General features: G+C 60.8%; 11 protein-coding genes. 7 read left to right on the top strand and 4 right to left on the bottom strand.

Annotated features, from left to right (window positions below):
- Positions 1-23 precede the first annotated feature (23 nt).
- From PYR65_RS23545 to PYR65_RS23560, 4 genes are all read right to left on the bottom strand, one after another.
- Positions 24-956, bottom strand: a complete 933-nt coding sequence (locus tag PYR65_RS23545) for a sugar phosphate isomerase/epimerase family protein (protein WP_276121165.1) — start codon at positions 954-956, stop codon at positions 24-26.
- A 54-nt stretch (positions 957-1,010) separates the two neighbouring features.
- On the bottom strand, positions 1,011-2,534 hold the full coding sequence (locus tag PYR65_RS23550) for a glycerol-3-phosphate dehydrogenase (protein ID WP_276121166.1): 1,524 nt from the start codon (positions 2,532-2,534) through the stop codon (positions 1,011-1,013).
- A gap of 76 nt (positions 2,535-2,610) precedes the next feature.
- On the bottom strand, positions 2,611-4,170 hold the full coding sequence (locus PYR65_RS23555; RefSeq protein ID WP_276121167.1) for an FGGY-family carbohydrate kinase: 1,560 nt from the start codon (positions 4,168-4,170) through the stop codon (positions 2,611-2,613).
- Positions 4,171-4,277: 107 nt separating this feature from the next.
- Positions 4,278-5,240 carry a sugar-binding transcriptional regulator gene (locus PYR65_RS23560; protein ID WP_276121168.1) on the bottom strand — a complete coding sequence of 321 codons (963 nt, stop codon included), beginning with the start codon at positions 5,238-5,240 and terminating at the stop codon, positions 4,278-4,280.
- Positions 5,241-5,861: 621 nt separating this feature from the next.
- Here PYR65_RS23560 and PYR65_RS23565 point away from each other — a divergent pair.
- The 7 genes from PYR65_RS23565 to PYR65_RS23595 all read left to right on the top strand — a co-directional run bounded on the left by PYR65_RS23565 (position 5,862) and on the right by PYR65_RS23595 (position 14,672).
- Complete coding sequence (locus PYR65_RS23565; protein ID WP_276121169.1) at positions 5,862-6,518, top strand: DUF2291 family protein; 657 nt, start codon at positions 5,862-5,864, stop codon at positions 6,516-6,518.
- Entirely contained in the window at positions 6,515-8,056 is a 1,542-nt protein-coding gene (locus PYR65_RS23570; RefSeq protein WP_276121170.1) for a sugar ABC transporter ATP-binding protein, read from the top strand. The genes PYR65_RS23565 and PYR65_RS23570 overlap by 4 nt, the downstream gene beginning before the upstream one ends.
- A gap of 26 nt (positions 8,057-8,082) precedes the next feature.
- A complete protein-coding gene (locus PYR65_RS23575) occupies positions 8,083-9,213 on the top strand; it encodes an ABC transporter permease (protein ID WP_276121171.1) in 1,131 nt (376 codons plus the stop codon).
- Positions 9,214-9,247: 34 nt separating this feature from the next.
- The gene (locus PYR65_RS23580) at positions 9,248-10,207 is read left to right on the top strand and encodes a D-ribose ABC transporter substrate-binding protein (protein ID WP_060637262.1); all 960 of its coding nucleotides are present in this window, start codon (positions 9,248-9,250) and stop codon (positions 10,205-10,207) included.
- A 444-nt stretch (positions 10,208-10,651) separates the two neighbouring features.
- Positions 10,652-12,187 (top strand): FGGY-family carbohydrate kinase, encoded by a 1,536-nt coding sequence (locus PYR65_RS23585; RefSeq protein ID WP_276121172.1) that lies wholly within the window; start codon positions 10,652-10,654, stop codon positions 12,185-12,187.
- Positions 12,184-12,960 carry a DeoR/GlpR family DNA-binding transcription regulator gene (locus tag PYR65_RS23590; RefSeq protein ID WP_276121173.1) on the top strand — a complete coding sequence of 259 codons (777 nt, stop codon included), beginning with the start codon at positions 12,184-12,186 and terminating at the stop codon, positions 12,958-12,960. The genes PYR65_RS23585 and PYR65_RS23590 overlap by 4 nt, the downstream gene beginning before the upstream one ends.
- On the top strand, positions 12,957-14,672 hold the full coding sequence (locus tag PYR65_RS23595; protein ID WP_276121175.1) for a glycerol-3-phosphate dehydrogenase/oxidase: 1,716 nt from the start codon (positions 12,957-12,959) through the stop codon (positions 14,670-14,672). Before PYR65_RS23590 ends, PYR65_RS23595 begins: the two co-directional genes overlap by 4 nt.
- Positions 14,673-14,763 lie beyond the last annotated feature (91 nt).

Raw genomic sequence — 14,763 nt, forward strand, 5'->3', positions numbered from 1 at the left:
TCACCGGCGCCGCAGGTCTCGCCTCAGATCTTCAGATCAGCCGCACCCGTATCGATATGCGGTGCCCAGAACGCGATGCTTTCTGCAATGGCGGGGATGACGTTGCGGTCGTCGGGTTCGCGCTCCTTGAAGGAAAGCTCAAGGCAGATTTCATTGTCCACCGCACCGCCTTGATGAAAAGCTTCCAGCAGCGGTTCCGGCTGAACCCGCCCCGTGGCATTGTGTTCGGCGGTAAACGGGCGGTGACCGCCCTTGTCCATCTTGCTCTGCTTGATATGGATGATCGGCGAAACCTTCGGCACGGCCCGCGCCCACGCATAGGGATCGGTATCGGCCGGGTCCGGGGACGTGACGTCGCCATGATCGATATCGGCCATCATCCACATCGGGATGGCCATGTTGGCGGCCGTCAGCCTGCCCTGTAGCGCCATGCATTCGGGAATGGTATGGCCGAATTCGCGGCCAACCGACATCGGTTCCCAGAACACGTAATCCAGCCCGGCTGACTTGCCGTGTTCTGCGACCTCAGCCCAGCAGTCGATGGCAATCTGGATGAGGTCTTCCCGGCGTTGCGCATCATCGAAATCGGCGAATGTGAAGATGGCGAACTGGGTCCCGACGGATTTCGCGCCGAGATCTGCGGAAATATCGGCGAAAGTCTTGAACCAATCGACATAATAGCGCCGCACGTCGCGATCGGGATGGCCGAAATGGTTCAGCCGTCCATAGGGGCCGGTCATGCCGGAGGTGACGCGCACGCCGGTTCGATCAAGGGCAGCCCGGAAACTGCGAGTCACCCTGCGGATCACCGGCGCTGGCCATGACGGGTTGATGAACTCATGGGTCAGTTGCAGGTCGCGGATTTTCAGATCGCGCGCGACGGTGTCGATGAGGTCATCGGCGCCGGCAAAACGGTTGACCAGCGGATTGGTGTTCAGCGAGAGGGTCAGGGACATGATGGCTTCTCAAGGTTGATTGCGGACGATAACAAAGTCACAGGCAGCAGGCGATCAGCTTGAGGCCCGCAGGCGCACAGCGCCATCCGCCTCGAACCAGGCGGCAAAAGCTGCTTTTTCGTTTGCGCTGAGATGCAGGCCTTGCTTCGTGCGGCGTTGAAGGACGTCTTCAGCCGTCATCGCCCATTCATGCGCCATCAGATAACGCACTTCGGCCTCGTAGAGCTGCGCGCCGAAATGCTGGCCGAGGCCCTCCAGTGACGTGGCGTTGCCGATGATTTTGCCGATGCGCGATCCATAGAGGCGGCCGTAATGATGGACCAGCGCGCGCGGCATCCAGGGGTGGGTGCGGCGCAGGTTTTCCGTGAACTGGATGAAATCGGCATTCTCGATTTCGCCACCGGGCAAGGTTGCCTGCCGCGTCCAGTTTCCGCCCATGGTGGGAAAGAATTTCGCAATTTTCTCGATCGCATGCTCGGACAGCTTGCGGAATGTGGTGATCTTGCCGCCGAACACGCTGAGCAGCGGTGCACCGCCGGTTTCATCGAGATCGAACGTATAGTCGCGCGTGACGGCGGATGGGTTGCCCTGGCCATCGTCAAACAGCGGCCGCACACCGGAGAATGTCTCCAGCACGTCCGTACGCCGCAACGTTTCCTTGAAGTAGCGGTTGACGGCGGCGAGCAGATATTCGACTTCGCTTTCCTCCGCCTTCACCTCTTCAGGCGCGCCCTCATAGGGAATGTCGGTGGTGCCAATCAGAGCCTTGTCACCCTCATAGGGGTTGATGAAGATGACCCGCTTGTCATGGTTCTGCACGAGATAGGCATGCTGGCCCTCCCAGAATTTCGGCACAATGATGTGGCTGCCTTTGACGAGGCGCACGTTGCGGCGGCTGTTGGAGCCCGCGACCCGGCCGACGATATCGTTGACCCACGGCCCGCCGGCATTGACGACGACACGGGCGCGAACCGTGCGGGTTTCCCCTGTTTGTTCGTTCCGCATCTGGATCGTCCACGCGCCGTTTTCGCGCCGTGCACTGGTGCAGGCCGTGCGTGTCAGGATTTCGGCACCCTTTTCGGCAGCACCGACGGCGTTCAGAACGACGAGGCGGGCATCGTCCACCCAGCAATCCGAATATTCAAAGCCCTTGACGTATTTGTTCAGGATCGGCGCGCCCTCGGGATCGCGGCGCAGATCGAGCGAGCGGGTGCCCGGCAGCTTCTTGCGGCCGCCGAGATGATCATAGAGAAACAGGCCGAGCCGGACCAGCCAGGCGGGGCGATCGTCAGGACTGTGCGGCAGCACGAAGCGCATCGGCCAGATGATGTGGCTTGCAGAGTTCAAAAGCACTTCGCGTTCGATCAGGGCCTCGCGCACCAGACGGAATTCGTAATATTCCAGATAGCGCAGGCCGCCATGGACGAGCTTGCCCGATCGCGACGACGTCCCTTGCGCCAGGTCGTCCTTCTCGCACAGGATTACCGACAGACCCCGGCCCGCCGCATCGCGCGCGATGCCCGCGCCGTTGATGCCGCCCCCGATAATGAACAGGTCGATCATCCGGGAATCATTCATGGCACTCTCCTTTGGCAAAGCCAATTGTGGTGGATGCGCTGCACCGGATCTTGCGTCCGGCAGCACTTTAATGTCGTCATTGCATTGCCCGGCCGAGCATGTCCCAAACAGGCTCAAGCGCACGGCGGGCATGCTGATAGGGCGGAAATAGCCTTGAATAGATTTCGGCCAATGCCGGATCGGGCGCTTCGGCCGGACCGAGCAAGGGTGTTACCCATTGCGCGATACAGGCATGCATGTCGCCGTAGACGCCGATGGCAACGGCGGCGATCATGGCAGCGCCTGCAGCACCCGCTTCTTCACGCGAAGAGACACGGGCCGGTGACCCGACGGCCGCTGCGATCACCGACCGCAGGGCACGCGAGCGCGCGGCTCCGCCCGTCAGGCGCAGTTCTGCCGGCATCTCGCCCATCGCCGCGTAACAGTCGCGCGTGCCCATTCCCAGTCCCTCGACAACAGCCCGCAGGAGATCGGGAAACCGGTGGCCGCTGCTCAAGCCGATAAAGCCGGCGCGGGCATCCGGATTGACGAACGGTCCGCGCTCTCCGGCCTCGGAAATATAGGGATGATAGAGAATGGCACCCGGACGGCTTGCCGCAAGCCAGCCTTCGATCTTCCCCACCAGGTCAGCATGGGAAACCGGATGCCCCATCTCGCCCATCAGGTCGCCGGCCATTTTCAGCGCCCAGTCAATATTGAGCGTGGCCGCCATGTTGGATTGCGCCGGTGCCACGATCCCCGGTATCGGCAGGACGACCATGTACCCGGTGCCTTCGGCATTCAGGATGGTGTCATCGACAGCCATCGCGCGCATATGCATGCCGGTCGAGCCGATCGTCGAGCAGGCCGATGCCCTGCCCTCTGTGACGATACCGGCGCCCAAAGCCGTGCAGGCGAAATCGACATAACCAAGGCTCACGGGCGTGCATTCGAGAAGCCCGGTCTGTGCCGCTGCGGCCGCAGAGAGCGGATGCACGATCTGCGTTCCGTCGATGATCTCCGGCAACAACGGGCGTTTTGCACTGAGCCCCAGCATGGCGATGACATCGTCGTCATATTGGCGCGTGCGAAAATTTCCGAATGTAAAACTTGCCTCTGACGGGTCGGTGGCTCGCACGCCGGTCAGGTTCAGGTAAAGCCAATCCTTGCAATGGAGCGCGATATCCGCCTCATCCAGCACGTCAGGACTGTCAGAGAGCATATGCGCGAGCTGCGCGCCCTGCTGACAGGTGTTAAGCCCGGTTCCCGTCGCCTCGAAGCGGGCCCGGTTCTCAGGAGAAGCGCAGAGTTTCCGCACGGTCGGGGCGGCGCGCGCATCGAGCCAGAGCCAGGCGTCCGCTGCCGGTGTGCCGTCCTTGCGCACGAGCCAGGTGCCGTCCCCCTGCCCGGTCACGCCGAGTGCTGCCACGCGCTGCGCAAGGCCGTCGATCTTGGTGGCAAGATCGCGGATGGTCTGGGCGCAATCGGCCCATGTCTTTTCCAACGACTGGAACGCGGCACCATCAGCGCCTGTCGAATAGGTATTGGGCACGGAGGCTGCGGCAATCTGGCGGCCCGCAAGGTCAAACGCGACGGCCTTGATCACCGAGGTTCCGGCATCGATGCCGATCAGGATATCTTTCCCGGCATCAGACATCAGACCGGCATCCGGCGCTGGCCAGAGCCAGCCGTAAATCCGGGAGCGTTCAGCTCGATCGAGTGATTGACAGCAGCCATAGCTGGCCTCCCATTCCTTAAACCGCGTCAGGACGCGTCGTTGACCAGCGCAGACGCCGTCTGTTCGTCGATAATCAGGCCGCTCAGACAGCCGCTCAGCAGCGCCGAGCGGATTGCGGCTATCTTGCCCGGCCCGCCGGCGATGGCGACAATCCGGCGCGCCTTCATGCTTTCAAGGCTCGGCGATAGGGTCCGTTCGCCCAACGTCGTCTCGACCGGCTTTCCGTCCGCATCGAAGAAGTGACCGAGCATTTCGCCAACCCCGCCATGATCGCGCACGTCCTGCATTTCCGGCACTTCGATCATCTGCGACACGACAAGCTGCGAATCCAGTTCTGCCGTTCCGATGCCGATCAGCATCAGATCAGCGCGGGCGGCGAGATCAAAGACGTGACGCACGCCCCGCTGAGACAGAAGCACTTCCCGGTCCTCAACCGAATTGGCAAAGAACGGCACGGGCATGACATAGGACACCGCGCCGGTTTTTTCGGCGAGACGGTGCATCACGTCATGGGGATTAGCCGCATAGTTTCGCGTCAATCCGCCCAGCAGCGAAACGAACCGGACGTCGCCCGCATCCACAGTGGGCATGGCGGCGATAGCGGCGGCCAATGTACGGCCGTTGCCGATGCCGATGACCTGGCCCTGCAGGTTCTTGATTTCGCGCTGCAGGAATTCGGCGCCGGCAACGCCCAGCGCGCGCATCAGCAGGCTCTTGTCGTAGAGATCAGGCAGGACTTCGCAATAATCGAGGCTGAACAGCTCAGCGATCCTGGTTTCGATCGCGACACATTCGGTCACGTCGCCATGAATGGAAAACTTCACCACGCCATTCTGGTTGGCCCACATGATCAGCCGGTGCGCCTTGACATTGGGGATGCCAAGCCGCGCGGCAACCTCGGCCTGGGTCAGGCCTCCCACATGATGGAGCCATGCGGCGCGGACGGCGAGACTGTCGTCGCGGTCGCGATTTGTCACCGTTCGCACCATCTCTCCTCCCTTGTGGTCCGCAGCAAAATGTAATTAATTTCACCTATTGCATTTTTTTACACAAAGCGTAGTCTCAAGTCAACAAGATCACACGGGATCGCTTGATTATCACACCCGTAATTTCGAAGGATGTAATGGCCAAACTGGCGTCGGCGCTGTCCAACGCTTACGGAAATTCAGCGGAAAACTGCGATGCAGCTCGGCATTATCAATGGTTTGATGACCGATTGCTATGTTTCAAGTTTGGGACAGCACCGTGTTTTCCGGTGAAGAACACGCAAATGTATCATGTTCCATCTTTATCTTAACGCTGTTAGCGTTGACATGGATGGAAACGTATCACATGATTGAGCCAACAGAGATGACACCCGCACTTTGCGGATGAGATGACACCGGAATGAATTGCGTGGGTGGGGGGATATCGCCGCACGCAGGAGGAAAGGAGGAGTACATCATGCAGATCATGGCTATCAGGCCACGCAAACCGCATCATCATGCCGCTCGTCCGGCATTTGGCGCGGCTTGCGCTCGCGCCTTCCCCATCCGGTTTTGCAGCCGCCACACGCTGCACCAGGCGGACCGCCCGCTATCGATTCAACACCAAGTACAGGTCGCCACGATATGAGTTCACAGTCATATACCGCAAAGCGCGGACGCAAGCAGTCCAACACCGGCCGGATCGTGGCCTCGGCTGCCGTGCTGATCGTCCTTGCCGCCATGGCGTTCGATACCAAAATCATCAAAATTGGCTCCAGCGATGACGTGAAGGCCGGGGTGTTTTCCGCAGCCGACTATGGCGCGACTGAATTTCCGAAAGTGAAAGCGGGCGTTGAAGAGCGCGCGGTCGATGCCGTGACGCTGGCCAACGCGATCGCGCAAGACCGGCCGGCCGCCGAAAAGACCTATGGCGTTTCCGCAGGAACCGGCGCTGTCATGTCGGTCAAGCTGACGGGCGTTTTCGGCGAAGCGAAATCGGGCATCTACGATGTGAAGGTCGACGGCATTCCCGATACGGTACGCGTGCGTGTCCAGACCGGGCCAGCCATCAATGGCACGGAACTGCGCGACGCCACCGGCACCATCGCGTTTGGCCAGTTCATCAACCAGATCCAATATCAGGATGCGGGCTCCGCCCTCAACAATCAGCTGAAGAAGGATGTTCTGGCGCAAATCGACACCAGTCAGCTGACCGGCAAGACGGTGTCGCTGATCGGTGCGTTCAAACTGATCAATCCGAAGAACTGGCTGATCACCCCGGTAAGGCTGGACGTGCAATGAAGCCTGTACCCGCACCAGCTCCAGCGTCCGACGACGCCGTCCTGTCCGCACGCAACATTGCCAAGTCCTATGGTAATGTCCATGCGCTGAAGGGCGTCAACTTCGACATCCATCGCGGCAAGGTTACGACCCTGTTCGGAGAAAACGGCGCCGGCAAATCGACGCTGATGAAGATCCTCTCCGGCGTGGTAACGCCGACGTCGGGCGACATCGTGCTGGATGGCGAAGTCGTTCATTTTTCCTCCGCCTCCGATGCCCGTGACTGCGGCATCTCGATCATCCACCAGGAACTGAGCCTCGCGCCCAATCTCAGCGTTCGCGACAATATCTTCATGGGCCGCGAAATCCGCACGCCAACCGGTGTCGATTTTGCCGAAGAGGCGCGGCAGGCGCGGGCGCTGATGGCCGATCTTGAGGAAGACATCGACCCGATGACGCTTGTCGAGGATCTGCGGCTGGGTCAGCAGCAGATCGTCGAGATCGCGCGTGCGCTCTCGGTCGATTCCCGCATTCTGATCATGGACGAGCCGACATCGGCGCTGAGCGCAACCGAAGTCGAAGTGCTGTTCAAGGTGATTCGGGACCTGACGAGCCGCGGCGTCTCGATCGTCTATATATCCCATCACCTGGAAGAGGCGCTGCAGATCACCGACTACGCCGTCGTGCTGCGCGACGGCGCCATGACCGCCAATGCCGAAGCCAAGGACATCGATCTCGAATGGATCGTCCGCAACATGGTCGGCGAGAATTTCGATCTGGGCTCACCGCCCACGGGCTACACATTCGGCGAGACCGCCCTGTCGATCGAGAATGTCAGCGTCACCGATGCTTCGGGCTCCGGCTATTCGGTGGTCGATCGCCTGTCGCTCGACGTCAAGGCCGGCGAGATCGTCTGCATCTACGGTCTGATGGGGGCCGGACGCACAGAACTGCTAGAAGCCGTTGCCGGACGGATGCCGCTGAGTGGCGGCCGGGTGATCGTCGAAGGCGACGACGTTTCGCGCCTGAGCATTGCACAGCGCATTGACAGGGGCCTTGTCCTCGTCCCGGAAGATCGCCAGCGGGATGGCCTGGTGCAGACCATGTCGGTCGGCCAGAACCTGTCGCTCGCCAGCATCGCAAGCTTCACCAAGCGCATGCTGATGTCGCGCTCCGGCGAACAGGCTGTTGTCGAGGACGCAATCGGCAAGGTTCACATCAAGACCGACGGCGGACGGGCCGCGATCGGCTCGTTATCGGGCGGAAACCAGCAGAAAGTCGTCATCGGCAAGATGCTGGCGACCAATCCGCGCGTCATCCTTCTCGACGAGCCAAGCCGCGGTATTGATATCGGCGCGAAGGCCGAGGTGTTCCGCTTGCTGAGCGAACGGGCAGCCAAGGGCCTCGCCGTCGTCTTTTCCACCTCCGAAGTTGCCGAATGCCTCAGCATTGCGCACCGGATCGTGGTGATGCGGCGCGGCAAGATTTCAGCGCAGTTCGGCGCAGATGTTTCAAAAGAAGAGATCATGGCCGCCTCGGGCGAAGCCGTGCATGTCTGATTACCGAGTTTAATGGAGCCCTGACTATGGCCAGTTCAGTCACTACCCCACCGCGCTCAGGTCTTTTCCGCGATGGCTTCGACCTGGGCAGGATGCTGCTTGAAGGGCGGGCGTTTTTCGCGCTGATCGCCATCATCGCCGTCTTCTCGTTCCTGTCGCCCTATTATTTCTCGGTCAGCAACTTCCTGATCATGTCGTCGCATGTGGCGATCTACGGGATCCTGGCGATCGGCATGCTGCTTGTTATCCTCAACGGCGGCATCGACCTGTCGGTTGGCTCCACGCTTGGCCTCGCGGGCGTCGTTGCGGGATTTCTGATGCAAGGGGTGACGCTCAATGCGCTGGGTGTGGTGCTCTACCCGCCTGTCTGGGTCGTCGTGGTGCTTGTCTGCGCGCTCGGTGCTTTTGTCGGGTTGATCAACGGCATCCTGATCGCGCGCTTCAAGGTGCCGGCTTTCGTCGCGACGCTTGGTGTCATGTATGTGGCGCGCGGTTTTGCGCTGTTGATGACCAATGGCCTGACCTACAATAATCTTGGCGGCAAGGCCGAGTTGGGCAATACCGGATTTGACTGGCTTGGCTTTAATCGTCTTGCCGGTATTCCGATCGGCGTCGTCGTTCTCGTCGTGCTCGCGCTGATCGGCAGCGTGGTGCTCAATCGCTCAGCCTTCGGCCGCTGGCTTTATTCGACCGGTGGCAATGAACGGGCCGCTGAACTCAGCGGCGTGCCGGTCAAGAAGGTTCAGGTGGCAGTCTATATGCTGTCGGGTATCTGCGCCGCCATCGCCGGCCTCATCCTGTCCTCGCAGCTGACCTCCGCCGGCCCGACGGCCGGCACCTCCTACGAGCTGACGGCCATCGCCGCCGTGGTGATCGGGGGCGCTGCATTGACCGGCGGCCGCGGCAATATTCGCGGAACGCTGCTCGGTGCCTTCGTCATCGGCTTCCTGTCCGATGGCCTGGTGATCATCGGTATTTCCTCCTACTGGCAGACAGTCTTCACCGGCGCGGTCATCGTGCTCGCCGTGCTGCTCAATGCCGTTCAGTATCGCCGCCGCGTCAAGAAGACCACCGAGACCGACGGCCCTTCCGCTTCTCTGCAATCGACCGGCAACGGCCAGACCGCCAATGCCACTCACGGGAAGACCGCCAGCTAACTGGCACAGACCAACCATAAAGGGAGAGAGTAACATGTTGAAACTGACAAAGAGAATGCTGCTGGCCAGCTTCATCCTGGCTGCACCGGTCATGGCGCTGTCGACGACGGCGGCATCGGCCGAAGGCCTGATTTCGATCATCGTCAACGACCCGTCGAACCCCTACTGGTTCACGGAGGGCGAAGTCGCCGCTGCAAAGGCCAAGGAACTCGGCTACACCGCAACGGTTGGCGCGTCCAAGGGCGACACCAACACCGAGAGCAACCTGATCGACACAGCGATCACCAACAAATCGGTGGCGATCATTCTCGATCCGGCCAATGCCGACGGCTCGATCGGCGCGGTGAAGAAGGCGATTGCCGCCAACATCCCGGTTTTCCTCGTCAATGCCGAGATCAACCAGGAAGGCCTTGCCAAGGCACAGCTCGTTTCCAACAACGCGCAGGGTGCAGCCCTCGGTGCCCAGCAGTGGGTCCAGAGCATCGGCGAAAAGGGTAAATATGTCGAGCTCTTCGGCGCGCCCTCCGACAACAATGCGGCAACCCGCTCGAACGGTTACGAGACGGTGCTCAGCCAGTATCCTGATCTCGAAAAGGTCGGCTCGCAGGTTGCCAACTGGGATCGTACACAGGGCCATGACAAGATGCAGAGCCTGCTCCAGGCCAACCCTGACGTTATCGGCCTGATCAGCGGCAATGACGAAATGGCGCTGGGCGCGATTGCCGCACTGAAGGAAGCCGGCAAGCTGGCCAACGTCAAGGTCGGCGGCTTCGATGGCTCCCCGGATGCCGTGGCTGCCATCAAGGCGGGCGAACTGGAATATACCGTGCTTCAGCCGGTTGCTGTCTTTTCGGCCGAAGCCGTCAAGCAGGCCGATTCCTTCATCAAGACGGGCAAGACCGGTGCTGCAACCGAAAAGCAGCTGTTCGATTGCCTGCTGATCACCAAGGACAATGTCGACAAGTACACAGCGCCGTTCACACTCTCCGAGTAACAACAGCTGAGGGCGCCTCCGGGCGCCCTCAATTTTCTGACGAAGTGATTTTCCCGGCATTTCGCCGGTCTTTTGGACAATTACGCGATTGCCAGGTTGGCGTCATTCCTGTGCTTGTCACAGGCTTCAAGGACGCTCAAGTCTTTGAGCTGTAAAAGTCTTTTGACCCGGCAGACGCCGGGTCGCCGCATCCCTGCCACGAGGGCGAGGATGACGGAAAGTGGCGTATCGCACTCGAAAGACAATCTTGTTCGGAGTTTGTCGGCAGCGTTCCGGTAGGCTTACTTCCATATCCGGCACTGGGCCTATAGCCCTATTTAAAAATTTCCGCGAAAATATAACAGTCCTTGACGTTAATTTCACACTCAAATACGATACCAAATCAAGAATGGCGTCGTACTGTGTGATGAATCGGCCTATCGGCGCCCAACGACGAGGAACATTATGGCGAGCCTGCTGGGGATCGACAACGGCCTGACTGTGACGAAGGCTGTCATCTTTGATAGGGACGGCACGCAGCTTTCGGTCGCCCGGCGCCGCGTTCCGCAATCCATGCCACAGGCGCGCTTTGTCGAACGCGATATGGCGGGACTTTGGCAGGCAACGGCCGAAGCGATCCGGGAAGCGATCGCGCTGAGCGGCAGGCCGCCATCCGACATCAAGGCCGTTGCCGCGACGGCGCATGGCGACGGGCTCTATCTTCTCGATGATGAAGAACAGCCCCTGGGGCCGGGGATCTTGTCGCTCGATAGCCGCGCCGGTGGCATCATCGATGCGTGGTCCGGCGGCACTCTGTTCACCGAAGCGCTGGCGCTGACCGGCCAGATCCCGCACGTTTCCGCGCCCTCGGCCCTGCTCGCCTGGATTAAGCAGCACGAGCCGGAGCGGTACCGGCGCATCCGGCATCTGCTCGGCTGTAAGGACTGGTTGCGCTTTTGCCTCACCGGCGCGATCGGAACGGATCGGACGGAAGCCAGCACGTCTTTTACTGACGTTCACACCCAAACTTTTTCTGCGGACGCCATGCGCCTGTTTGGCCTTGAGGATGTGTTCGACGCTCTGCCGCCCATGGCCCATTCCGCCGAAGTCGCAGGAACTGTGACTGCTGATGCCGCAGCTTTGACTGGACTTTCCGCCGGCACGCCCGTTGCCTTCGGCCTGCATGACGTCACCGCTTCTGCACTCGGGATCGGCGGCCATGCGGATGGGGTGATCAGCATCGTGGCGGGCACCTATTCGATCAACCAGGTGGTCTCCACCGATGTGCGTGTCGATCCCCGCTGGTTCTGCCGCAATGCGATTGACGCCGGGCGCTGGAACAACATGGCGATTTCACCGGCCTCCGCTGCCAATTACGACTGGTTCCTCGATACGCTGTGCCGGAAAGACCAGGACGCTGCGATTGAAAGCGGCGCGTCGATCCATCAGACTTTGGCGCATGAGATCGACGCCGCCCTGCAAAGACCATCGACCATCCTCTTCCATCCCTACCTCTTCGGCTCACCGCACGGAAATAGTGCCAGCGGCAGTTTCCTGGGGCTGCATGGCTGGCACGATCGCGGCGATATGCTGAAAGCTGTTTTGGAAGGTATCGCCTTCAATCATCGCACCCATATCGATGCGCTGCGCGACGGCTTTGCCATCAACGAGGCCCGCCTGACCGGCGGCGCATCGCGCAACCCGGCCTTTGCGCAGATGTTTGCCGATATTCTGGGAATGCCGGTGATGGTGACAGCGACCGACGAGGCAGCGGCATTCGGTGCGGCCCTGTGCGCCGGTGCAGCCGTCGGCCTTTACGCCTCGGTTCAAGACGACCCGCGCGACCTCGCTGCGACCGGAAGAAAATACCTGCCCGACCCTTCCCGCAGCGCAGAATTTGATCGCCGCTTCTCGCTCTATTGCCGGATTGCTGAAACACTGAAGCCGGTCTGGCCGGATATCGAGCAACTGGCCCAAACAACCGGGGGAGACGGCGCGTGATCAAGGCAGACGAACGGCGCGAAGAAATTGCCAACTATGTCATCAAGCTCGGCCAGGTGCGGCTCGACGATCTGGCCGAGCATTTCGGCGTGTCGCGCATGACCATTCATCGCCATATCGACCATCTGGCGCAACAGGGCGTCCTGCGCAAGCTGCATGGCGCGGTCACCGCGCAGCCATCCGGCGTCTATGAAAGCGCCTTCCGTTACCGCATGACAGTTGGGACTGCCGAAAAGGCAGCGCTGGCGCGCGCGGCTCTCGACTATATCGAAGCCGGCCAGGTCATCATGCTCGATGATTCCACCACGACCTGCGCCATCGCTCCGCTTTTGCAGGACATCAAGCCGCTGACCGTGATCAGCAACAGCCTGTCGGCTGCGGCCTTGCTGACAACAGCCGATGATATCGATTTCATCTGTCTTGGCGGCCAGTATCACCGGACATACAATGCCTATATCGGCATCGTCTGCGAAAATGCCGTGTCGCGGCTGCGCGCCAATGTCCTCTTCTGCTCGGTTTCCGCCATCACCGGCACGACCACCTATATTCAAGACCCGCAGGTGGTGCGCGTCAAGCAGGCGATGATGGCGGCGTCCAACCAGCGCATCCTGCTCGTCGATCACTCCAAGTTCAACAATGTCGCTCTGCATGCGCTGGATGAACTCACCGCGTTCGACACCGTGCTGGTGACCGACGGGATCAGCGACGCGCAAGCGCAAAAACTTGAACAGGCGGGCGTCCGCCTGCGCGTCGTCAGGACAGCCTCAGCATGACCCAGTTGCAAAGCGAAACATCACCATACCCGGCCGATCGCCTCACCGCGCTCGGCGAAGACGCGGATTTTGATGTCGTTATTTTTGGCGCCGGGATCAATGGCGCCGGCCTGTTTCGCGATCTTTGCGCGCAGGGGCTGAAATGCCTGATCGTGGACAAGGGGGATTTCGGCTCCGGCACCAGTGCCGCACCGTCGCGGCTGATCCATGGCGGTCTGAAATATCTGGAGACTGGTGAATTCGGCCTTGTTGCGCAATCGACGCTCGAGCGTAACCTGCTTTTGAAGAACGCCCCCCACTATGTCAGCCCGCTGCCGACGCTGATCCCGATCTTTTCCTGGTTCAACGGCATAAGTGCCGCCTTGCGCACATTGTTCGGCTCGACCAGCGCACCGCGCAGCCGTGGCGCTGTTCTCGTCAAGATCGGTTTGGCCCTCTACGATTTCTACGGCTCGCGCGACCGTGTCATGCCGCGCCACCGGCTGGTTGGGCGCAACCGCGCGCTGCGGGAAATGCCGGTCCTGACCAAATCGATCGTGGCCGCAGGAACCTATTACGACGCCAAAATCAGCCATCCCGAGCGGCTCGTTCTTGAGTTGATTGGCGATGGGCTGACGGCCAGCACACCATCTGCGGCGGCCAATTACGCCACGCTGATCTCGGCCTCCAATGGTATCCTGACGTTCCGGACCGAAAAGCACGGTACACTTTCGGTGCGGCCGAAACTGGTCGTCAACGGCGCGGGCCCATGGATCGACGATGTGAATGCTGCACTCGGTGCGCCCTCCAAAATGATCGGCGGCACCAAGGGATCGCATATTCTTCTGAAGAACGACGAACTGGTGCGTCATCTCGCCGGCCGCATGGTCTATTTCGAGGCCGATGATGGCCGCATCTGCCTGGTGTTCGACTATCTCGGCCGCGCGCTTGTCGGATCGACCGATACCAAGGCTGACAATCCCGATACGGTTCGCTGCGAGCAGGATGAAGTCGAGTATTTCCTGGCGAGTGTGCGTGCGCTGATGCCGGGCGTCAAAGTCGATCGCGACCAGATCGTCTATGCCTATAGCGGCATACGCCCCCTGCCCGCCTCTGACGCGTCGATCGCCGGCCTCATCAGCCGCGACCACTCGGCGCCGGTGACCGAGCCGGATCAAACACGGCCGTTCGCGATCATATCGCTGATCGGCGGCAAATGGACCACCTTCCGGGGCTTTGCGGAGGAAGTTGCCGATACAGTGCTGAAGCGGCTCGGCCGCACCCGCGCCGTCAGCACCCGCTCGATGCCGATCGGTGGCGGCAGGGATTTTCCAGCGGATGCAAAAGCGAGGTCGCAATGGCTGGCGCAGGCATCGGCCTCTTGCGCAATCGATCTGCCGCGGATCGACACGCTTTTGACCCGTTACGGCACGCGGGCGCTTCAGGTTGCACAGCACCAAAGCGACTGGAGCGATGCCGACCGGCTGCCGGATTCGCATGACTATGGCCTGGCGGAAATCGACTATATCGTGCGCCATGAGTGTGTCGAACATCTGGCTGATGTCGTGATGCGCCGCACCACCCTTGCCGTCACCGGCTCCCTGACACGACGGGATCTCCATGCCATCGCCCCCGTTATCGCGAAGGCGCGGGGTTGGAGCAGTGAGCGCACCGATGCGGAAATTGAAGCGACCGCCACGCAACTCAAGGCCAGAAATCTGATGCGTCTATAGAGGATTGGGATCCTCGCCGTGTCGCCACGGACATAACCAAGGAGTCACAAAGAGGGGCCCGGTTGCCGGACCCCTCCTGATTTCTGCTGCA

The organism is Pararhizobium qamdonense (assembly GCF_029277445.1).
Classification (GTDB): Bacteria; Pseudomonadota; Alphaproteobacteria; order Rhizobiales; family Rhizobiaceae; genus Pararhizobium; species Pararhizobium qamdonense.